The organism is Diaphorobacter oryzae DSM 22780, from assembly GCF_059568935.1.
The window spans coordinates 49,705-68,804 of sequence record NZ_JCANUL010000013.1 but is presented as its reverse complement, the minus strand read 5'-3'; the positions used below and the strand labels follow the sequence as shown (position 1 = coordinate 68,804).

The following is a 19,100-nucleotide window of genomic DNA, read 5'->3' as shown; positions in this document are numbered from 1 at the left end:
AAGTGGACGGCATTGTACATACATACATACATGAATGTATAATTGGCCGTATGTTGTGGCGGGTTGCCACGCTACTTTTTTCCGGAGATCAATCACCCGTGGCACGACGTACCAAGGAAGATGCAGATGCTACGCGCAACAGCCTGTTGGATGCTGCCGAGCGTGTGTTCTATGCAAAAGGCGTTGCGCGCTCGTCCTTGAACGAGATCGCGCTGGCCGCGGGAGCCACCCGCGGAGCCATCTACTGGCACTTCAAGGACAAGGTGGATCTGTTCAACGCCATGTTGGACCGCATCACCCTGCCCTTGGAAGAGGCCTGCGCCGCGGGCGAGGCCGCCAACCACGCTGCGCCGCTGTACCGGCTGCTTGCTGTGGTCGAGCGAGTTCTGTGCAGCGTGGTCAACGACGAACAAACGCGGCGCGTCTTCGAGATCGCCATGTACCGCGTGGAATACGTGGATGAGCTCATCGGTGTGCGCGAGCGGCATTTGGCCTCCCAGGCGCGCTTTCAGGAATTGCTGGTGCGCGACATGCGACTGGCGGCCGCGGAGGAGGGCATCACGCTGCCCATGGACGCCGCGACAGCGGCCACCGGTTTGCACGCGCTGTTCAGCGGGCTCTTGCACGCATGGATCCTGGGCAGTGAGCGTTTCGATCTGGTGGCGGTGGGGCGCACCACGGTGAATGCCTATCTGCAGGGACTCGGCTTTCGCGCGTAACCGCCATGCGATAATGCCCTTCTTTTGTGCGCCACCCGCCATACCCCTGGTGCGTAGCGCAGACCTCCCAAGCGGCTGTAGCTCAGTGGATAGAGTATTGGCCTCCGAAGCCAAGGGTCGTGGGTTCGATCCCCGCCAGCCGCGCCAGTCTTGCGTGAAGCCCGTGATTTTCAGGATCACGGGCTTTTTCGTTTCTGAGGCGCGCGCGTGCCTTGCCCTCGGTCTTCATCCGGCGGTATCGTTCTCCGAGTCGCGGCATGGCATCGTGACAGCCTCCGTTGGGGCGCGGCACTCCCCATGCGCAAGCGACCCGGGCACGGCGGGTACATATGGCCCGGCCGCTTTCTTCCTGTTTGCAGTGAGTAAGACCATGCGCCTCTTTCGTTCTCCACGTTCACGTCAGCGCGGCCTTGTCACATGGCGGCTCATCTTGCCCGGGCTGCTGTGCTGGGGGGCGCATGCCTACGCACAGGCGAGCGACGGCAGTTGCGAGCGGGAAGGAGCGGGCGCCTCCGCAGGCGCTTGCCCGGCCAGCCGGGGCGCCGCGTCCGCTGCCGCTGCGCCGCTGGATGCAGAGGCCAGCGATCCGGCCCGCCTGGGGTGGATGGTGGGCGCGCCACCGCCGCCGGATCGCAGGCTGCGCTTCGACGACGGGAGCTATTTCCGGTTTCCCGCGATGCGCTGGAGCGTGTCGAACTTCCGGCAGCTCATGCCGACGGTCAATGTCTCGCGCGGGCTTGCGGCGCCCGTGCCGCTGCCACGGGCATTGCGTTCGGACATTGATGCGCTGCGCTTCGTGCCCCTGGGGGCAGAGGCACCCATGACCTGGCAATCATCGCTGGCGGCCACCTACACCGACGGCATCGTGGTGCTGCACCGTGGACGCATCGTCTATGAGCGCTACTTCGGTGTCTTGCAGGCGGACGGCCAGCACGCGGCCATGTCGGTGACAAAGTCGGTGACGGGAACGCTGGGCGCCATGCTGGTGGCCGAGGGTCGCCTGGATGCGCGCAAGCGTGTGTCGGACTACGTTCCAGAGCTGGCGGCCTCCGCTTTCGGCAATGCCACCGTGCGGCAGGTCCTGGACATGACGACGGGGTTGAAGTACAGCGAGGACTATGCCGATCCGAAGGCCGAGGTCTGGGCCTATTCGCAGGCCGGCAGCCCCTTGCCCAAGCCTGCGGACTACACCGGCCCGCGCAGCTACTACGAATATCTGCAAACCGTGCAGCCGGAAGGCGTGCATGGCGACGCATTTGCGTACAAAACCGTCAATTCCGATGTCCTCGGCTGGGTGATCGCGCGCGCCACGGGCCGCCATGTGGCGCAGCTGTTGTCGGAGCGCATCTGGAGCCGCATAGGCGCCGAGCAGGACGCCTACTTCACGGTGGACTCCAGCGGCACGCCTTTTGCCGGCGGTGGCTTGAACACCGGGCTGCGCGACCTGGCCCGCTTTGGCGAGATGCTGCGCCAGAACGGGCGCTTCGGTGGCCAGCAGATCGTGCCGAAGGCGGTCGTGGATGACATTCGCCGAGGCGGTGACACGGCTGCCTTCGCCAAGGCGGGCTACCAGCTGCTGCCGGGCTGGAGCTACCGCAACATGTGGTGGGTCACGCACAACGCCCATGGCGCCTTCATGGCCCGCGGCGTCCATGGCCAGCGGATCTATGTGGATCCGGCGGCCGAGATGGTCATTGCCCGCTACGCTTCGCATCCCGTGGCGAGCAATTCCGCCAACGACCCCATCACCTTGCCTGCATTCGAGGCCCTGGCGGAACTGCTGATGCGCAAGCGCCGCTGACGCCTTCTGCGCGGGGCGCCATGCATGCGGGGCTGCTGCAGGCACTGGGCATCTTGCTATTCAGATGTTTTGGGTATTTGGAACTGAATTCTTATTGTTTGTTGTTTTATCGACGGCATCCCAGAATCTGTTCCATAGGTTCCCCTGTCTCTGGAAAGCAATAGCGCCCATGTCCACACTTCTGATTGCCGGCAGCCCCTCCGAACGTTCGCGCTCCGCGGCGTTGCTCGAGTTCGTGGGGCGCCGCTTGGCCGGCAAAGGCGCGCAGGTCGAGCGTCTGCACATCCGCGACCTGAATCCGCAGGCCTTGCTGCTGGCCGACACCGGGCACCGCACGGTGGCGCAGGCGGCAGACATGGTGGACAGAGCGCGTGTGCTAGTCATCGCCACCCCGGTGTACAAGGCGGCCTATAGCGGCGTGCTCAAGGTCTTTCTGGACCTGCTGCCGCAGACCGCGTTCAAGGGCAAGACGGTGCTGCCCTTGGCGACCGGCGGCAGCCCGCATCACATGCTGGCACTCGACTACGCGCTGCGTCCCGTGCTGCAGTCGCTGGGCGCGAAGCATGTGCTGCCCGGCATCTATGCCACCGACGCGCAAGTGGTGCTGACCCCGGAAGGTGCCCATGAGGTCGGCGGCGACGTGCCGGGCCGCATTGACGATGCGGTGAGCCTGCTCATCAACGAGGCCTTGCGGCCCGCCGCGCCTGTGCCGGCAACCCAGTTCGTGCCCGTGCACTTCTCGCAGGTGCGATGTAGCGTTTGAGGCGGTAGCACCGCCGTGTCTTGCGGCGGTACTGCGTCCCGCCAGCCCCTGTCTTGATCGGAAATGCCACCCTGCGCCTGGCTGCAGGCGGGGTGGCTGTCGCCTGGCTTTTCCAGGTGTTTGGCACACAAGGATTCACATCATGTTGAACGGGTTTTCTTACGCGCGCCGTGCCGCGTTGGCGTTGTTGATTGGCCTGGGCGCGTCGGGCGCAGTCCTGGCGCAGGGCTCCGGCAAGCTGCTGCGCATCGGCTACCAGAAGTCCGCCAGCCTGTTCGTGCTGCAAAAGGCCCAGGGGACATTGGAGAAGAAGCTGCAGCCACTGGGCTTTGGCGTCAAGTGGGTGGAGTTTCCCGCAGGGCCGCAACTGCTCGAAGGGCTGAACGTCGGTGCGGTGGATGTGGGCTACGTGGGCGAGGCGCCCCCCATCTTCGCGCAGGCGGCCGGTGCCAAGTTCGTCTACTTCGGGTACGACCCGGCCGCGCCGCGCGCCGAGGCCATCCTGGTGACCCAGGATTCCCCCATACGGTCGGTGGCGGAGCTGCGGGGCAAGAAGGTCGCGCTCAACAAGGGCAGCAATGTCCATTACCTGCTGGTCAAGCAGCTGGAAAAGCATGGACTGCGGTTGTCCGACATCCAGCCCGTGTACCTGGCGCCGGCCGACGGCCGCGCCGCCTTCGAGAGCAAGAGCGTCGATGCCTGGGTGATCTGGGACCCCTTCCAGGCGGCTGCCGAGAAGGCCACGGGGGCCCGCGTGCTGGCCGATGGCACCCCGGGCGTGGTGAACAACTACCAGTACTACCTGGGCGAGCGCGGCTTCGTGCTGCGCAACCCGAAGGTCATCGATGCGCTGTTCGAGGACTCGGTCGACCGCGGCATCTGGCTGAAGAAGAACCTGCGCCAGGCGGCCGAACTGATCGCTCCGCTGCAGGGCCTGCCGGTGGAGGTGGTCGAGCTGGCGCTGCGCCGCTACCAATTCAATGTTCAGCCCCTCACCCGCGAGGTGGTGGCCGACCAGCAAAAGATCGCCGACACCTTCCACGAACTCCGGCTCATTCCCAGGCCCATCCGGGTGAGTGACGCCGCTGTCATCGCCCAGCCGTGAGTCAGGGCCGCGCCATGACCCACAGCCACCTTTCCGACGGAGCGACATCCATGCAAATTTTCTGGTTCATCCCCACCCATGGCGACAGCCGCTACCTGGGAACGGCACGGGGCGGGCGGCAGGTCAACCACGACTACGTCAAGCAGGTGGCCATCGCCGCCGACAGCCTGGGCTACGAAGGCGTGCTCATTCCCACCGGCCGCTCCTGCGAAGACCCGTGGGTGGTGGCCTCCAGCCTCATCGCCTGCACCAAGCGGCTGAAGTTCCTGGTGGCGGTGCGGCCCGGCCTGCACCAGCCCAGCCTGGCCGCACGCCTGGCCGCCACCTTCGACCGGCTCTCGGAGGGGCGCCTGCTCATCAACCTGGTCACGGGGGGCGACCAGGGCGAGCTGGAGGGCGATGGCGTGTTCCTGGACCATGCCGAGCGCTACGCCCAGTCGGCCGAGTTCATCCGCATCTGGCGCGACATCCTGGCCCGCAGCCATGCGGGCGAAGGCCTCGACTTCGAGGGCGACTACCTGCGCGTGAAGGGGGCCCGGCTGCTGTTCCCGCCGGTGCAGAAACCCTATCCGCCGGTGTATTTCGGCGGCTCCTCCGAGGCCGCGCACGCCCTCGCCGCCGAGCAGGTTGACGCCTACCTGACCTGGGGCGAGCCACCCGCCGAGGTGGCCCGAAAGATCGCCGACGTGCGCGAGCGCGCGGCCAGGCATGGGCGCAGCGTGCGCTTCGGCATCCGCCTGCATGTCATCGTGCGCGAAACCGACGCCCAGGCGTGGCAGGCCGCCGAGGAGCTCATCAGCCACGCGGACCAGGACACCGTGGCGCAGGCGCAGGCCGCGTTTGCGCGCATGGACTCGGAGGGACAGCGCCGCATGGCCGCGCTGCACGCGGGCGGTACCCGGCGCTCGCGCGCCGATCTGGAGATCAGCCCCAACCTCTGGGCCGGCGTGGGCCTGGTGCGCGGCGGCGCGGGGACGGCCCTGGTGGGCGACCCGCAGGCCGTGGCGGCACGCATCGAGGAATACGCCGCGCTGGGCATCGACACGTTCGTGCTCTCGGGCTACCCGCATCTGGAGGAGGCCTACCGCTTCGCCGAACTGGTGTTCCCGCTGCTGCCGCTGCGCACGCGAGAAAAGCTGGCGGGCGGCGCGCCACTCGGCCCCTTCGGCGCACCGGCCGGCGAGGCCGTGGCCAATCTCTACGTGCCGCGCACCGCGGCGCACGGCTGAAAGGGACCCGCATGGGCACGCATTCCGGCATTCATGCCATCAACCATGTGCAGCTCGCGTTCCCCGTGGGGGCCGAGGCGCCGATCCGGCATTTCTACGGCGCCCTGCTGGGCCTGAGCGAGGTGCGTCCGCCGCACCGGGGCGCCCTGCATTTCGCGGCCGGGCGCCAGCGCATCGACCTGGTGCCCGCGGAGCACTGGCAGCCGCAGCCGGCCGTGTCGCACCTGGCGTTCGAGGTGGACGACCTGCCCGCCCTGCGCAGCCGGCTGCTGGCGGCCGAGCTGCCGCTGGTCGAGAACAGCGCGCTGCCGGGCTATCTGCGCTTCTACGTGAAGGACCCGGCGGGCAACCAGCTCGAGTTCCTGGAGCCCGACGCCGAGTTCATTCATCTTGACCAGGGGGCCGCGCCATGACCGACGCCGTTCGCGAACTCAGTACCTCCGCCATGCTCGACGGTGCGCCGCGGGAGCCGGGCGGCTGGGCCGCCCTGGCGGGCCGGCTGGCCGCCGGCGTGGGGCGCCGCCTGGTGCCCTGGATCGTGCCGCTGGCGCTCATCGCCGCGTGGCAGGCGGCCTCGTCGCTGGGGTGGCTGTCCACCCGGGTGCTGCCCGCGCCCATCGAGGTGGTCCGGGCCGCATGGACGCTGACCGCGTCGGGAGAGCTGTGGACCCATGTGCAGGTCAGCGCGGGGCGGGCGCTGCTGGGGCTGGCCATCGGTGGGGGCCTGGGGCTCGCGCTGGGCCTGCTCACCGGCTCGCTGCGCTGGGCCGAGACGCTGCTGGACTCCACCATCCAGATGGTGCGCAACATCCCGGCGCTGGCGCTCATTCCGCTCGTCATCCTGTGGTTCGGCATCGACGAGTCGGCCAAGCTGTTCCTCATCGCCGTGTCGGTGTTCTTCCCGATCTACCTCAACACCTTCCACGGCATTCGCAACGTCGATCCGGGCCTGATCGAGATGGGCCGCACCTACGGCCTGACGCGCTGGCAGCTCTACCGCGATGTGGTCTTGCCCGGCGCGCTCTCGTCCATCCTCGTGGGGCTGCGCTTCTCGCTGGGTCTGATGTGGGTGATCCTGATCGTGGCCGAGACCATCTCCGCGCAGGCCGGCATCGGCTACCTGACCATGAACGCGCGCGAGTTCCTGCAGACCGACATCGTGCTCGTGGGCATCTTGCTCTACGCCCTGCTGGGCAAGCTGGCCGACGTGTTCGCCCGCGCGCTCGAACAGTGGTGGCTGCGCTGGCACCCCGGATACCACCCCAAATGACCCCCAGGACATTCGCCATGACCGACACCTTGAACCGCCGCGCCGCACTCGCCGCGCTGGCACTGACCGCCGCAGGCCTCGCCCGTGCCCAGCAGGGCGCTGCCGCCACCGTGCGCATCGGCTACCAGAAGTCTTCCACCCTGATCGCCGTGCTCAAGGCGCAGGGCACGCTGGAGCGCCAGCTCGCGCCCCTGGGCGTCAAGCCCAGCTGGCATGAGTTCACCAGCGGCCTGCCGCTGCTGGAGGCGCTGAACCTCGACAACCTGGACTTCAGCGCCGACGTGGCCGACACCGTCCCCGTGTTCGCGCAGGCGGCGGGCGCGCGGCTGACCTTCGTGGCGCAGGAGGCGCCTTCGCCCACCGCGCAGGCCATTCTGGTGCGCGCGGACTCGCCGCTCACCCGCGTGGCCGACCTGAAGGGCAAGAAGGTGGGCTTCGCCAAGGCCGCCGGGGCCCACTACCTGCTGATCGCCGCGCTGGACAGGGCGGGCCTGTCGTTCGCCGACATCCAGCCCGCCTACCTCACGCCCGCCGACGGCCGCGCGGCCTTCGAGCGCGGCGCCATCGACGCCTGGGTGGTGTGGGACCCGTTCCTGTCCGCCGCGCAGCGCCAGGCCGGCGCCCGCGTGCTGGCCGACGGCACGGGCATCGCCTCGTACCAGCGCTACTACCTGGCCGCCACGCGCTATGCCCAGGCGCGGCCCGACGTGCTGCGCGTGATCTATGCCGAACTGCAGCAGGCCGGCCAATGGGTCAAGCAGCACCCGCGCGAGGCGGCGCAGCTGCTGGCGCCCGTCTGGGGGCTGGACGCGGCCACCATCGAGCAGGCCAACGGGCGGCGCAGCTACGCCGTGCGCGCCGTGGTGCCCGACGGCCTGGCCGAGCAGCAAAAGATCGCCGACGCCTTCCTGTCCGAGAAGCTGCTGCCGCGCAGGGTCGATGCGCTGGACGCGGCGCTCTTCAAGCCGGGGGTGTGACATGGCCGACGCATCTTCCGCCGCCGGCGGCGTGCGGCTCGAAGTCCGCCAACTGACCAAGCGCTATGGCGCGCGCGAGGTGCTGCACCGCGTGCAGCTCACCGTCGAGCCCGGCGAGTTCATCGCCATCGTGGGCCGCAGCGGCTGCGGCAAGAGCACCTTGCTGCGCCTGGTCGCGGGCCTGGAGAGCGCCACCGAGGGCCGCCTGGCCGTGGACGGTCACGCCGCGCCGCAGCCCCACGGCCCCAACCCGGACGTGCGCATCATGTTCCAGGACGCGCGCCTGCTGCCCTGGCGCCGGGTGCTCGACAACGTGCTGCTGGGCCTGCCCCCGGCGCAGCGCGAGCGCGGGCGCGAGGTGCTGGCCCAGGTGGGCCTGGCCGACCGGGCGCAGGAATGGCCCGCGCGCCTGTCGGGCGGGCAGCGCCAGCGCGTGGCCCTGGCGCGCGCGCTGGTGCACCGGCCGCGCCTGCTGCTGCTCGACGAGCCGCTGGGCGCGCTGGACGCCCTCACGCGCATCGAGATGCACCGCCTCATCGAGGGGCTGTGGCAGCAGCACCGCTTCACGGCGCTGCTGGTCACGCACGACGTGCAGGAGGCCGTGGCCCTGGCCGACCGCGTGGTGCTCATCGAGGACGGGCGCATCGCGCTGGACGAGCGCATCGCCCTCGCGCGCCCGCGCTCGCAGGGCGACGCGGCGTTCGCCGCCATCGAAAAACGCATCCTCGACCGCGTGCTGCAAAAGCCCGGCACCGAGGAGGCGCAGGACGACGCCAGCTGGCGCGGCCTGCCGGCCCTGGCGCTGCGCTGGGCCATCTGATTTCTTTATCCACCGGACTTTTCACAGGAGAAAACCATGTCCATCCAAGCCATCAACGTGCGCAACCAGTTCAAGGGCAAGGTGCGCGAGATCATCCGCGGCGACGTCGTCTCCGAGGTCGACGTCGAGACGCCCTGGGGCATCGTCACCTCGGTCATCACCACCCGCTCGGTGGACGATCTGGGCCTGGCCATCGGCTCCGACGTGGTGGCGCTGGTCAAGTCCACGGAGGTGTCCATCGCCAAGCTGTGATGCGCACTTTGCGGCAAAAAATATGATGGAAACAGGCTGTTGCGCCCATGTATAAAGCGCAAACAGCTATTAAAACAATAGCAATCCAGGGCCCATGAATTTTCAGCAACTGCGCTCCGTGCGCGAGGCGGCCCGGCGCGGCTTCAACCTGACCGAGGTCGCGGCCACGCTCTACACCTCCCAGCCCGGGGTGAGCCGGCAGATCCGCGAGCTGGAGGAGGAGCTGGGCGTGGAGATCTTCGCGCGCGCGGGCAAGCGCCTGACCGGCCTGACGCCGCCGGGCGAGGCGCTGTTGCCCATCGTCGAACGCCTGCTGCTCGATGTGGAGAACCTGCGGCGCGCGGGGCAGGACTTCGCCGGCAGCGAGCGCGGCGGCCTTACTGTGGCGGCCACGCATTCGCAGGCGCGCTACGCCCTGCCGCAGGTGGTGCGCGACTTCCGGGCGCTGTACCCGCAGGTCTCGCTGCACCTGCACCAGGGCTCGCCGCGCCAGGTGGCCGAGATGCTGCTGTCGGGCGAGGCCGACATCGGCGTGGCCACCGAGGCGCTGGCCGGCTACGACCAACTGGCCACCCTGCCGTGCTACCGCTGGTCGCACAGCATCGTGGTGCCGCCGGGGCATGCGCTGCTCGACACGGGCCAGCCGGTGACGCTGGAGGCCCTGGCGAGCCACCCCGTCATCACCTACGAGCAGGGCTACACCGGCCGCGCCCATATCGACGAGGCCTTCGCGCGCGAGGGCCTGGTGCCCGACATCGTGCTCACTGCCATGGATGCGGACGTGATCAAGACCTATGTGGAGCTGGGCATGGGCGTGGGCATCGTCGCCTCCATCGCCTTCGACGCCGAGCGCGACCGGCACCTGCACGCCATCGACGCGCGGCACCTGTTCGAGGTCAACCTCACGCGCCTGGCGCTGCGGCGCGGGGCCTGGCTGCGCGGCTATGCCTACCGCTTCATCGAGAGCTTCGTGCCCACGCTCACGGCCGAGGTGGTGCGCGAGGCGCTGCGCACGCCGCATGCCATCGCGGGCGGCGGCGCCTAGGCGCGCGCCGCCGCGGCGCTGCGGCTACAGCACCCGAAAGCCGTGCGTGCCGTCGCGCCGCAGCTGCTCGACCAGGCCGAACTCCCAGTCCAGATAGGCCTGCATGGCCGCGCGCGGGGCGTCCGTGCCCTCGTAGGGGCGGCGGTAGCGGTCGGTGCGCGGCGCGGCCAGGTGCGCCTCGCCGCTGGCCAGCGGCAGCCCGGCGTCGGCCCAGGCCTGGGTGCCGCCTTCGAGCACGAACACGGGCGCGCCGGTGCGGTGCGCCACCTCCTGCGCCGCATAGCGCGCCAGCAGGCCGCTGCCGCAGGTCAGTACGTAGCGCCGGGCGGGCGGGATGTGCTGCAGCGCCTGCGCGAGCAGCGGCCGCGTCAGCCACCAGGCGCCGGGGATGTGGCGCTGCACATGGCTGGCGCTGCTGGTGAAGTCCAGCACGGCGGTGTCGCCGGGCGCGTCCTGCTGCAGCCACTGGGCCAGCTGCTGTGCGGTGACCGCCGTGGCCGGCCCCGGCGGGGGCGGGTAGGCCAGGGCGGGCTCGCCGGTCTCGGTGCGCTCGGCCGCCGTGCCGCCGTCGAGCACCCAGGCCTCCCAGCCCATCTGGGCGAGCCACGACGCCGTCATGTTGGCGCGCACGCCGTCCTCGTCATCGGCCAGCACGATGCGCGCGCCGCGCACCGGGGCGGCGTGGTCGGTCTCCTGCACCAGCTGGCCGCCGGCGTAGTGGCGAAAGCCGGGCAGGTGGCCGGCCGCGTATTCCTCGGGCGTGCGCACGTCGATGCGGTAGGTGGTGCGCTGCGGCTCGGCGGCAAAGCGGGCCAGGTCGCCGGCGTCCGCGCGGCGCACGCCGGCGCGGTCGGCCACGCCGCGGGCGCGGGCGGCGGCCTGCGCGCGCTGCGCCGCGTCCACCGGGGTGAAGCGCAGGTGGGCGCCATGGTCGAGGCGCTGGCCCGCCAGCAGCCAGCCGATGGTGCCGTTGCGCAGCGCCGCCACGCGGTTGGGCAGGCCGGCGTTCACCAGCGACTGGGCGCCGATGAGGCTGCGCGTGCGGCCGGCGCAGTTGACGATGATTTGCGTGGCCGGGTCGGGCGCCAGCGCCTGGGCGCGCAGGACCAGCTCGGCGCCGGGCACGTTGATGCCGGTGGGAATGCTCATCGTCCGGTATTCCTCCCAGCGGCGCGCGTCCAGCACCACCACATCGGCGCCCTGGTCGAGCAGGGCCTGGACCTCGGTGGCGGGCAGGGAGGGCGTGTGGCGCTCGGCCTCCAGCCACTCTCCGAAGGCCTTGCTGGGCACGTTCACGTCGATGAACAGCTCGTAGCCCGCCTCGCGCCAGCCCCGCAGGCCGCCGGCGAGCAGGTGGACCTGCGAGTAGCCCAGCGCGATCAGCGTGCGCGCGGCGCCGTCGGCCAGGCCCTCGCCGTCGTCGTACACCGCCACAAGCGTGTCGCGGCGCGGGATGCGCTGCCAGGCCTCGATCTCGATGCGGCCCGCGGGCAGGTTGGCGGCAAACAGCGGGTGGCCCTGGGCAAAGGGCGCTTCCTCGCGCACGTCGAGCAGGGCGATCTCGCGGCCGTCGAGCAGCGCCTGGCGGATCTGGAGGGGGGACAGCTGGGGCAGGGGCGGGAGCAGGGTCATGGGGCGGGCGGGTTCAGGGTGAACGGGAGTGAGATAAAGGAAGAATGAGAGGCGCGATAAATCGGGTTTTTCGGGGCTGTACCGGGAACAGTCGGGATGGCCGTAGAAAAATCACTTTCTTGTGGCGAAAACCACGGGGCTCTCAGTCTTCCATCAAGTATGACCTGATCAGGTCTGCGATGTTGACCTGGTCGGCCGCCGACACTCCCAGGAAAGGCCGCGCCGGAATATCTCCCCAGGGAATCGGGAAGCTGCCGTTCCTGGTGGCATACACGCCAAAGCCGAACTCCCCCGACTTGGCGCCGTAGTGGAAGGTGCTGGCGTAGACCATCGGGCTGCCGATGCCCACGGCGTCGTCGCCGTTCACCTGGTAGTTGATCGTGGTGGCCAGCATCCGGGTCTCGCCGGTGCCTGGCTTCTTGCTTGCCAGCTTTTGCTCGCTGCGCTTGGTCAGCGTGCCATCCTTCTTGCGGGCGAACAGCGCACCGTAATTCGCCAGCGTCACGGCGCTGTTGGGCGCCCAGGCCGTTCCATCGGGTGCCGTGGCTGTGGCAAACCGCTGTTTCGTCGCCTCGGCCTGATCTTCGCCGATCTCGGCGAGCACGGGCCGCAGGTTCTGGCCGCGCTTGACCAGGCCATGCAGGTAGTCCAAGCCGCGGCGGTCGGTCAGCTCGATGATTTGCGGCATGCAGGCCCCCCAGCTAGAATCAAACCGCCTTGCACAGCATCAACCCCCGGGTGTTCAAACCCGGTCCCGTCTGCAGACGTTCTAGGTTGGGGGGTGCAAGGCTTTTTCATTTGGCGGTCTTGATCACCAGGCTGGTGAGCGAAAGCGCACGATTGCGCTTACCTGGCAGCACCTCCCACACCGCACGAAACACCTCCCCGTCGATCGCCTTGGTGGCCACCAGCGTGGCGTTGCCGGTGCGCGATTTGCCGCCCGCACGTAGGGCATCTGGATCGTTGAGCACCGCTTCAAGTTTTGCAAAGTCCTCAGGGTTCGCTGGCCGCTGACCCGCACCGTCAAAGCCATGCGATGTCCGCACGTGGCGCGGAGCCTCCGCAGGCAGGAGCACCGTATAGCCCTTGGTGTCCACGCCGATGGCCTCGGAAATCCAGTCCGGCCGCTCCACAAAGCCCAGCCACAGCGGGTCGCTGCGCTGGCGATCGGCCAGCACCCCACGCACGAAGTCCGGCGCCCGCTGCTCGGCATTGATGTACCGATTCACGTCGCGCGACAGCGCGGTGCTGATCGCCGGCGGATACTCGATCAACTTCTCCTGCACAAAGGAACGCAAATCGTCATCGGCCCTGGCACCGGGCGCATAGTCCCAGCCCTCATCGAGTCCCACGGCGACACCCGTGCGCAGATCGGTGTCGTTCCACCCATCCGGCGGCGCGCTCGCGTCCCCCTCGCTAGGTGCGGCTACGGCCACCACGCGGCATTTGCACCCCCAGCCATTCGGCGGAAAGTGTGTTTCCCAGAACGGATGATCGTGGCGCAGCGTCAGCCGCATGTCGCCCCAGCGCTTGTGGTGCGGGCGGGGGTGCGTCACGCTATCGTTGTGCACGTAGCGCCAGTACGGGCGCCGCCGCAATAAGCCTGGGTCCAGCAGCTGCGCGCGCCGGCCGGCCGCATAGGCCGTGGCGATGTTGGTCTGGTAGATCACCCGCGTGCGCCAGGCCTCTCCGGCGGCGCTGCCCTCGCCGGTCCATCCGGTCCAACCGTGCTTGGCCACGATCTCCGAGAACTGCTTGCGAAACTCGCCGATGGAGCTGCCCTGTACCGCCTGGTCAACGGCTTTGCGCAGGTCGGCCAGCAGGTCGGCCTTCATCGCGCCCGCCACCATGAAGGCCCGGTCGTGCGCCGCGCGCTGAATGTCGCGCCAGGTCTCGCTGGGCAGATTCAGCTTGCGCCGGAAGAAGTCGATCTGCTCTGCAAACTGCTGGCGCGCGCCGTCTATCGTGCTGGCATCAGGCACGGCCGCCCTCCCGTTCGACCTGATCGCGGCCCTGCAGGTGGGCAAGCTCGAAGGCCAGGGCCATCAGCTCGGTCAGGTCAGCGGTGGGCAGATCGCTGTAAGCATCCAGCAGCGCATCCTGCAGGGCCTGCGGATCGTCGTGCGCCTGCACCAGGTTGCGCACTTGCGCCAGCCAGCCTGTCATCACGGGCGCGGAGCCGTCGCCCAGTTGCTGCACGCCCGCCGCCTGGGCGGCTTGCGGTGCCTCGGCAAATTCGACCGCGGTGGGCGCGGGAGGCTGAGGCGCCGCCTCGATGTCGCCTTCCTCCAACTTGTAGGTGCGCCTCCAGTAGCGCCGCGTGAGCCGGACGCCCGAGCGTGTAAGCGATTCGTCCCGGTCGGCCTGGTCCTTGTTGACCTGCTCCTCCTCGTACAGCTCCACCTTGGGCGCCGGCGCTTCAGTGCCCTCATTCACATCCACCACCCAGCGCAACAACTGGTTCAGAGTGGCCTCCACCAGGCGAGCGTCTCCGTCTCGGATTTCCCTGGCCACTTCCAGACCAGCCGCCGCGCTGGCGTGGGTGCTGCTCGCCTCGGTGCTCTGGTTCTGGCCGAGCAGTGCGATTGCCACCTCGGAGCGGCAGAACATCAGCAGTTGCTCGAACAGGTCGGTATTGACGCCCTTGCCATCGGCGTCCAGGATATCGATGGACGAATCATCGGGAATCACCGCCACGGCATCAGCGATCATGGACTCCATCTGATCTAGCAGTGCATCGTTCTGGTGTTGGGGCGTGCCGCGCGGCGTCTTGGCCACCAGCCATGGAGTGCCATACTTTTCCACATAGGTCACCCAGAACTTCAGCCCCCCGCGCTTGAAAACGGTGGGCCAGAAGCACATGGACAGGTCGGCAAAGCCGTAGGGGTTGGCATAGCTTGCCTCCTGCCGGGCCAGCAGCACCTTGCGCGCAGGCAGCTCTTCCCCTTTGTGGGGTTGCGCACGGCTCTTGAAGCGCAGCTGCGCCTCCTGATCAAACATGAACCACTCGCCCGGCTTGCCCACCACCTGCAGCGGCGCCAGTGCTCCACCCATCCAGCCCCACTCCAGCTCCAGCGGCTGCCAGCCGAACAGCACAGCGTCCAGGATCTCGTTGCACACGCTGTCCATGTCCAGGCTGCTGAAAATGTCGTTGGCCAATCGTGTGGCTCGCGCACTGGCTTTGTCGCGCAGCACACGTCGCTCCAGCGCCTTCACGGCCGCCTTGCGCCGGCGGATGCAGCCGCCCACGTGTGCATCGCTGCGCAGGTCGCGGTACACGCGAATGTCCTTGCCCTGCTTCTTCAGAATCGGGTCCGGGTTGGGCAGCATAAAACCCAGGCCGAACAGATCGCCAGAGCGCGCCCGCGTGGCGATCTCATCGACCAGGGGCGCCTGAGGCTTTGCCGCCTCGGCGAACGAGACAAACTCTGTGGGGGAAACGTAGATTCCTCGGGTCATCAGTAGCCTTCCAGGGACACGCCCAGGCGGCTGGCACGCGGGCGACTGGCGACATGCACCGGCCCCCAATCCATGCGGGCCGCCGCGTGTGAATAGATGCAGGCCATCGTGCTGTCACCGTGGCCGATTGCCTTGTCGGTGGATTCGGGCATGCGGGGCACACCGCGAATCAGGCGAATGGCGCGGTGGCCCTGCAGCAGGCCATCGTGTTTTGGCACCAGGATCGTTCCGTCCTCCAGCGCTGCCTTGTAGGGCGGCATGTTGTCGCGGTACCAGCCCTCGGTAGGCATCAGCCGCTGCACCACCGATCCGTACTTGTCGTGCGCCGCCTCACCCACATAGCTGCCGTTGCCCCGGCTGTCGATCACCATGCCGCACTTGCGCGGTAGCGCATCGCCGATCGCAAACAGCACCTGCAGCTGCTGGTTGTAGGGCACGTTGTGCATTTCCGCGATGAAGGGAATGCGCTGGTGCAGGTTGGTCTCGATCTCGTTGGGAGCGATCGACGACAAATCCCCGGTGCGCGCGAAGTCCATACCCAGGGCATGGCGCAGGCCGGGCTCGAATTTGAGCAGTGGCTGCAGCACATCGCCGATCCAATCGCCCATGATCCGCTTGCGCAGATCTGGCGTGGCGTTGTTGAAGTCCTGCGTGCCGGTGAACCGGACCACTGGCCAATCGCGCATACGACTTTCCACCAGGGCGCGTGTCAGCCACGAGCCGCCGCCCTGGGCCGGGATGCAGAACAGCTCCTCGTCCTCGTTCGGCCGGTAACGGTCGATCGTGGCCTTGCGCCACGCGGCCTCGGCCTCGGGCGACCACACGCGGCCCGTGACGGCCGCGATCTTGCGGTACAGCCCATCGCGCAGCGCATCGTCCAGCGTCACGCGGTGCAGGCTGTAGTCGTAGCGGCCCGCGCGCACGTCGTTGACCAGCTCGGCGAACGGGTTGTCGGCGCCATCGTGTGTGCTGATGATCCGGATCTGGCCGCCCCACATCGTCATGGCCATGGCCGCCTTCAGCAGCTCCTTGATGTCGTCCACGAACGCAGCTTCATCGATCACCAGGCGCTCGCCAGGGCGGCCCTTCGACCGCAGGTTGCGCGGGTTGCTGGTGAACGCCTGGATCATGTGCCCGCTGTCGAACTTGATCGTGTAGGTGAGTATCTGCTTGTCCTCCTCCTCGATCACCGACTCTTCGATCTGACCGGCGGCGGCATTGAACGCCTTGGCCCACGTGGCGCAGTCGTTGATGAACCCCGCCGTCATGTCCTTGTTGTAGGAGATGTAGTAGACGTTGGCCCCGCTGGCGCTGGCGGCATAGAGCACATCGTCGGCCGCCTCGGCATAGCTGATGCCGATACGGCGCGACTTCTCGATGATCTTCACCGGGGACTGATCCCTGATCCAGTCCACCTGGTACTGCATCAGGATGCCCTTCGCCACTGCGGTCTGCTGCATCACGAGCCCTCACGCAACAGAACGGCAGCGCGGCGAAGTGCCGGGCGGCAGCGGCGAGCTGCAGACGCGGCGAGGCGTCGGCCTGGGTGGCGGAAATGGGCCTGCACATCGTCAATGACGACAAAGGTGAACCCCTTACCCCTGATCCGCATGGACTTGGGCTTGCCATAGATATCCATGGCCTCCAGCCAGAGCTGCTGGTAGGCGAACAGGCCTGTCTGGCGGGCGCGAGAGACGACCAGCATCACAGTGCTCCCGCGATCGCCGCGCGCAAGGCTTCCACGCCGCTGTCAGACAGGCCCTGCTTCTTGGCCGTGGTCGCTGCGACCGCGCTGGCCTCCTCGAGCGCCTTGCGGCGGGCCTCGGCTTCGATGGCAGCGCGCGCCTCCATGCTGAAGCGCTTTTGCGTCACGCTGGCCTTGCCGATCTCAGCCGCGTTCTTGAACAGCTTGTTGACGTCCACGTCCTTGGGGTTGATGTCCAGGTCCATGAGCAAGTTGAAAATCTTCTCCTGCGTCATGCGCACCACGGCCGCGCCCAGCTTGTCCTCCTCGTCAGGTGCGGCGTCCACCAGGGCGCGAGCCTGCTCGCTGGCCATCTTCAGCTGGGCCATGCGCTGCTCAAACGGGCTGCCATAGCGCTGCAGCGCCGACTTGGAGATATCGGCCCCGCGTTGTTTCAGATCCTGCGCCAGCTGCACATAGTCGCCAAAGCCGCGCTTCACCAGCTCGGCGTCCAGCCACTCCTTCAGCTCGGGCGGCAGCTCATGCACTTTGCTGCGACGGGGCATGGCTTACACCTGCGTGATTTTGGGCCGCGCCACACCGGGCTGCGCGTCGATCGTGTACTCCACGAAGTCGATTCCCGTGCGCGTCAGGTCCACCATCCAGCGGTCCATGGGGTCGCGCGCAATGCGCACCATCTCCCGCTCCTCCAGGTAGTCCAGGTTCAGGCGCACTTCCTGGTGGGTCGCGTCGGGGTACACCGAGCGCACGATCACCAGAAGCGGCTCCGTGTAGATGCCCACGGGGCGGCTCAAATTGATGGCCTGCAGCAGGTGCCAGCGAATGTCCTCGCGGCGGATTTTGGCGATATCGATCATTACTTCTTTACTCCCAACTGATCCAGGCACCGCTCCATGCGCAGAGCGAAGTTGTCGATGCGCGTCTCGATGATTCCCACGTGCCGCACGAAGTCATCGCGCCGCAGGTACTCACGCGCCATGTCGGCCTGGTGCTTGCGAAACTCCCTTTCCAGCTCCAGCGTGGCCGTGGCATTGCGGTCCTGCGTTTTGGCGATATCCGCCATCACCTTGCCCAGCGCGTCGAAGCGCTCGCTGATGCGCTTCTCCCCCTGGTGGCTGATCACCTTCAGTAGTGCCCACAGCGCCGCGATGAACAGGGCGGCCACCGTGATGACGTTGGTCAGCGTCAGCTCAAAGATCATGGGAAAGGGGCTCCTGGGCGGTGGGAACAACGGTGCGCACAAAGTCCTGCAGCCCGCTCACTTGGGTGCCGAGTCGGTCAGCCTCTGCTGCCACTGCTGCATATCTGCGGCTGCAACTTCCGAGAAGCTCACGGGCGGTGCGGGCTGCATCAACGAGGGCGGCGGTGCCGGCACTCTGGCTGGCGCCGGGCATGTCATTGCCACCAGGGGCGAGTTGCGCATTGAGCTGGACGATGGTGTCGAGCAGGCTGCGGTTGCGAGCGTCAGCGCGGCCCAGAGCGGCGCGCAGAGCGCCCTCACGTTGTGCTTGTTCACGGGCGATCCTTTCGGCTTGAATCTGCTTGGCCTGCTCTTCTTCGCGGGCAATGGCTTCGTTCTGTGCGCGCTTGCGTGAGGCTGCGGCCCAGGCTTCCATCTCATCGGCGCGGCGCTTGGCCTCTGCCGTGGCCCACTCGGTGCGCACACGCTGGGCACCCTGGGCATCGCCCACGGCCATCAGGTGGGCATTCCAGGCGCGCACGGCCATCAGGGCCCCTAACGTCAGCACCACAGCGGTCAGAATGCGCAGGCTCATGGTGTGGCCTCCATCGGCTCACCCAGGCACATGGCGTGCAACTGCTTGCGGTCGGTCCACACGCCCCTGCAGGTGCGGTTGTCGGGGTGGCTGCAGCGGTCCCGCGGCTGGCGCACGGGGCCGGCACGGTCGTAGAGCAAGATGGCTTCACAGGCGCCGGGGTAGTCGCCCGCCTGCAGGCGCTGGACCAGCGTGCTGGGGCCGGTGCGATCGTTGTTCCTGCACACAGTGGTGGCCCCCACGTTGTAGGCAAGTCCCACGAAGGCGTCCCACTCGCGCTGGTGGAGCTCCACATTGCCCATGCAGCGCTTGAGCGCCATTTCCTTCTCGTTGGCATCTGCGCGCAGGCGCACTAGCGCACGCATGGGTGGCAACGTGCTGCCCATCTTGATGTCTCTGCCGGTGGTACCAAAGCCGGCCGTTGGCACCTTCGGGCCGTGGACTGGGTCAGGGTAAGCGCGCTCGCTATAGCCCTCGCGCTGGGCGATATAGACCAGCCCGGAGGCGGACAGTGCCAGAGCCGCTATGGCGATGCGGCTATCCATGGG

22 protein-coding genes and 1 tRNA gene are annotated in these 19,100 nt (G+C 67.9%); 12 read left to right on the top strand and 11 right to left on the bottom strand.

Annotation, left to right across the window (positions count from 1 at the left end; genetic code table 11):
* The first annotated feature begins 98 nt into the window (after positions 1–98).
* The 12 genes from BP68_RS16810 (at position 99) to BP68_RS16755 (ending at position 9,981) form a co-directional block, all read left to right on the top strand.
* Positions 99–719: a TetR family transcriptional regulator gene (locus BP68_RS16810; protein ID WP_496373877.1), complete on the top strand. Its 621-nt coding sequence runs from the start codon at positions 99–101 to the stop codon at positions 717–719.
* 71 nt (positions 720–790) lie between these two features.
* A tRNA-Arg gene (locus BP68_RS16805) sits at positions 791–866 on the top strand.
* A 283-nt stretch (positions 867–1,149) separates the two neighbouring features.
* Positions 1,150–2,520 (top strand): serine hydrolase domain-containing protein, encoded by a 1,371-nt coding sequence (locus BP68_RS16800; RefSeq protein ID WP_496373875.1) that lies wholly within the window; start codon positions 1,150–1,152, stop codon positions 2,518–2,520.
* 169 nt (positions 2,521–2,689) lie between these two features.
* Positions 2,690–3,283, top strand: a complete 594-nt coding sequence (gene ssuE / locus BP68_RS16795) for an NADPH-dependent FMN reductase (RefSeq protein WP_496373873.1) — start codon at positions 2,690–2,692, stop codon at positions 3,281–3,283.
* A 142-nt stretch (positions 3,284–3,425) separates the two neighbouring features.
* Positions 3,426–4,388 carry a sulfonate ABC transporter substrate-binding protein gene (locus BP68_RS16790; protein WP_496373871.1) on the top strand — a complete coding sequence of 321 codons (963 nt, stop codon included), beginning with the start codon at positions 3,426–3,428 and terminating at the stop codon, positions 4,386–4,388.
* Positions 4,389–4,438: 50 nt separating this feature from the next.
* Positions 4,439–5,617 (top strand): FMNH2-dependent alkanesulfonate monooxygenase, encoded by a 1,179-nt coding sequence (ssuD, locus tag BP68_RS16785; protein WP_496373869.1) that lies wholly within the window; start codon positions 4,439–4,441, stop codon positions 5,615–5,617.
* An 11-nt stretch (positions 5,618–5,628) separates the two neighbouring features.
* Positions 5,629–6,030 (top strand): VOC family protein, encoded by a 402-nt coding sequence (locus BP68_RS16780; protein WP_496373867.1) that lies wholly within the window; start codon positions 5,629–5,631, stop codon positions 6,028–6,030.
* Entirely contained in the window at positions 6,027–6,887 is an 861-nt protein-coding gene (gene ssuC, locus BP68_RS16775; protein ID WP_496373865.1) for an aliphatic sulfonate ABC transporter permease SsuC, read from the top strand. Before BP68_RS16780 ends, ssuC begins: the two co-directional genes overlap by 4 nt.
* 17 nt (positions 6,888–6,904) lie before the next feature.
* Positions 6,905–7,864: an aliphatic sulfonate ABC transporter substrate-binding protein gene (locus BP68_RS16770; RefSeq protein WP_496373863.1), complete on the top strand. Its 960-nt coding sequence runs from the start codon at positions 6,905–6,907 to the stop codon at positions 7,862–7,864.
* A 1-nt stretch (position 7,865) separates the two neighbouring features.
* The gene (locus tag BP68_RS16765) at positions 7,866–8,684 is read left to right on the top strand and encodes an ATP-binding cassette domain-containing protein (protein ID WP_496373861.1); all 819 of its coding nucleotides are present in this window, start codon (positions 7,866–7,868) and stop codon (positions 8,682–8,684) included.
* A gap of 36 nt (positions 8,685–8,720) precedes the next feature.
* Complete coding sequence (locus tag BP68_RS16760; protein WP_496373859.1) at positions 8,721–8,936, top strand: TOBE domain-containing protein; 216 nt, start codon at positions 8,721–8,723, stop codon at positions 8,934–8,936.
* Between the two features lie 94 nt (positions 8,937–9,030).
* On the top strand, positions 9,031–9,981 hold the full coding sequence (locus BP68_RS16755) for a CysB family HTH-type transcriptional regulator (RefSeq protein WP_496373857.1): 951 nt from the start codon (positions 9,031–9,033) through the stop codon (positions 9,979–9,981).
* 24 nt (positions 9,982–10,005) lie between these two features.
* On the opposite strand, the gene BP68_RS16750 is transcribed toward BP68_RS16755, so the two are convergent.
* From BP68_RS16750 to BP68_RS16700, 11 genes are all read right to left on the bottom strand, one after another.
* The gene (locus BP68_RS16750) at positions 10,006–11,613 is read right to left on the bottom strand and encodes a rhodanese homology domain-containing protein (RefSeq protein ID WP_496373855.1); all 1,608 of its coding nucleotides are present in this window, start codon (positions 11,611–11,613) and stop codon (positions 10,006–10,008) included.
* 142 nt (positions 11,614–11,755) lie between these two features.
* Positions 11,756–12,301, bottom strand: coding sequence for a phage virion morphogenesis protein (locus tag BP68_RS16745; protein ID WP_496373853.1), 546 nt, complete (start codon positions 12,299–12,301; stop codon positions 11,756–11,758).
* 106 nt (positions 12,302–12,407) lie between these two features.
* On the bottom strand, positions 12,408–13,595 hold the full coding sequence (locus BP68_RS16740; RefSeq protein ID WP_496373851.1) for a phage minor head protein: 1,188 nt from the start codon (positions 13,593–13,595) through the stop codon (positions 12,408–12,410).
* Entirely contained in the window at positions 13,588–15,072 is a 1,485-nt protein-coding gene (locus BP68_RS16735) for a DUF935 domain-containing protein (RefSeq protein WP_496373849.1), read from the bottom strand. The genes BP68_RS16740 and BP68_RS16735 overlap by 8 nt, the downstream gene beginning before the upstream one ends.
* Entirely contained in the window at positions 15,072–16,532 is a 1,461-nt protein-coding gene (locus BP68_RS16730; RefSeq protein ID WP_496373847.1) for a terminase large subunit domain-containing protein, read from the bottom strand. Before BP68_RS16730 ends, BP68_RS16735 begins: the two co-directional genes overlap by 1 nt.
* Positions 16,532–16,777: a hypothetical protein gene (locus BP68_RS16725; RefSeq protein ID WP_496373845.1), complete on the bottom strand. Its 246-nt coding sequence runs from the start codon at positions 16,775–16,777 to the stop codon at positions 16,532–16,534. Before BP68_RS16725 ends, BP68_RS16730 begins: the two co-directional genes overlap by 1 nt.
* Entirely contained in the window at positions 16,777–17,322 is a 546-nt protein-coding gene (locus BP68_RS16720) for a DUF3486 family protein (protein ID WP_496373843.1), read from the bottom strand. The genes BP68_RS16725 and BP68_RS16720 overlap by 1 nt, the downstream gene beginning before the upstream one ends.
* A gap of 3 nt (positions 17,323–17,325) precedes the next feature.
* Positions 17,326–17,634, bottom strand: coding sequence for a hypothetical protein (locus BP68_RS16715; RefSeq protein WP_496373841.1), 309 nt, complete (start codon positions 17,632–17,634; stop codon positions 17,326–17,328).
* Positions 17,634–17,978 (bottom strand): hypothetical protein, encoded by a 345-nt coding sequence (locus BP68_RS16710; protein ID WP_496373839.1) that lies wholly within the window; start codon positions 17,976–17,978, stop codon positions 17,634–17,636. Before BP68_RS16710 ends, BP68_RS16715 begins: the two co-directional genes overlap by 1 nt.
* Entirely contained in the window at positions 17,968–18,552 is a 585-nt protein-coding gene (locus BP68_RS16705) for a DUF2514 domain-containing protein (RefSeq protein WP_496373837.1), read from the bottom strand. Before BP68_RS16705 ends, BP68_RS16710 begins: the two co-directional genes overlap by 11 nt.
* Positions 18,549–19,097 (bottom strand): glycoside hydrolase family protein, encoded by a 549-nt coding sequence (locus BP68_RS16700; protein ID WP_496373835.1) that lies wholly within the window; start codon positions 19,095–19,097, stop codon positions 18,549–18,551. The genes BP68_RS16705 and BP68_RS16700 overlap by 4 nt, the downstream gene beginning before the upstream one ends.
* Positions 19,098–19,100: the final 3 nt, after the last annotated feature.

Bases quoted from the DNA above. Each gene is read 5' to 3' on its own strand.
- ssuD (WP_496373869.1), top strand. From the start codon at position 4,439: ATGCAAATTTTCTGGTTCATCCCCACCCATGGCGACAGCCGCTACCTG.
- BP68_RS16720 (WP_496373843.1), bottom strand. From the start codon at position 17,322: ATGCCCCGTCGCAGCAAAGTGCATGAGCTGCCGCCCGAGCTGAAGGAG.
- BP68_RS16790 (WP_496373871.1), top strand. From the start codon at position 3,426: ATGTTGAACGGGTTTTCTTACGCGCGCCGTGCCGCGTTGGCGTTGTTG.
- BP68_RS16705 (WP_496373837.1), bottom strand. From the start codon at position 18,552: ATGAGCCTGCGCATTCTGACCGCTGTGGTGCTGACGTTAGGGGCCCTG.
- BP68_RS16765 (WP_496373861.1), top strand. From the start codon at position 7,866: ATGGCCGACGCATCTTCCGCCGCCGGCGGCGTGCGGCTCGAAGTCCGC.
- BP68_RS16730 (WP_496373847.1), bottom strand. From the start codon at position 16,532: ATGCAGCAGACCGCAGTGGCGAAGGGCATCCTGATGCAGTACCAGGTG.
- ssuE (WP_496373873.1), top strand. From the start codon at position 2,690: ATGTCCACACTTCTGATTGCCGGCAGCCCCTCCGAACGTTCGCGCTCC.
- BP68_RS16725 (WP_496373845.1), bottom strand. From the start codon at position 16,777: ATGCTGGTCGTCTCTCGCGCCCGCCAGACAGGCCTGTTCGCCTACCAG.
- BP68_RS16745 (WP_496373853.1), bottom strand. From the start codon at position 12,301: ATGCCGCAAATCATCGAGCTGACCGACCGCCGCGGCTTGGACTACCTG.
- BP68_RS16700 (WP_496373835.1), bottom strand. From the start codon at position 19,097: ATGGATAGCCGCATCGCCATAGCGGCTCTGGCACTGTCCGCCTCCGGG.
- BP68_RS16780 (WP_496373867.1), top strand. From the start codon at position 5,629: ATGGGCACGCATTCCGGCATTCATGCCATCAACCATGTGCAGCTCGCG.
- BP68_RS16735 (WP_496373849.1), bottom strand. From the start codon at position 15,072: ATGACCCGAGGAATCTACGTTTCCCCCACAGAGTTTGTCTCGTTCGCC.
- BP68_RS16715 (WP_496373841.1), bottom strand. From the start codon at position 17,634: ATGATCGATATCGCCAAAATCCGCCGCGAGGACATTCGCTGGCACCTG.
- BP68_RS16755 (WP_496373857.1), top strand. From the start codon at position 9,031: ATGAATTTTCAGCAACTGCGCTCCGTGCGCGAGGCGGCCCGGCGCGGC.
- ssuC (WP_496373865.1), top strand. From the start codon at position 6,027: ATGACCGACGCCGTTCGCGAACTCAGTACCTCCGCCATGCTCGACGGT.
- BP68_RS16710 (WP_496373839.1), bottom strand. From the start codon at position 17,978: ATGATCTTTGAGCTGACGCTGACCAACGTCATCACGGTGGCCGCCCTG.
- BP68_RS16770 (WP_496373863.1), top strand. From the start codon at position 6,905: ATGACCGACACCTTGAACCGCCGCGCCGCACTCGCCGCGCTGGCACTG.
- BP68_RS16750 (WP_496373855.1), bottom strand. From the start codon at position 11,613: ATGACCCTGCTCCCGCCCCTGCCCCAGCTGTCCCCCCTCCAGATCCGC.
- BP68_RS16760 (WP_496373859.1), top strand. From the start codon at position 8,721: ATGTCCATCCAAGCCATCAACGTGCGCAACCAGTTCAAGGGCAAGGTG.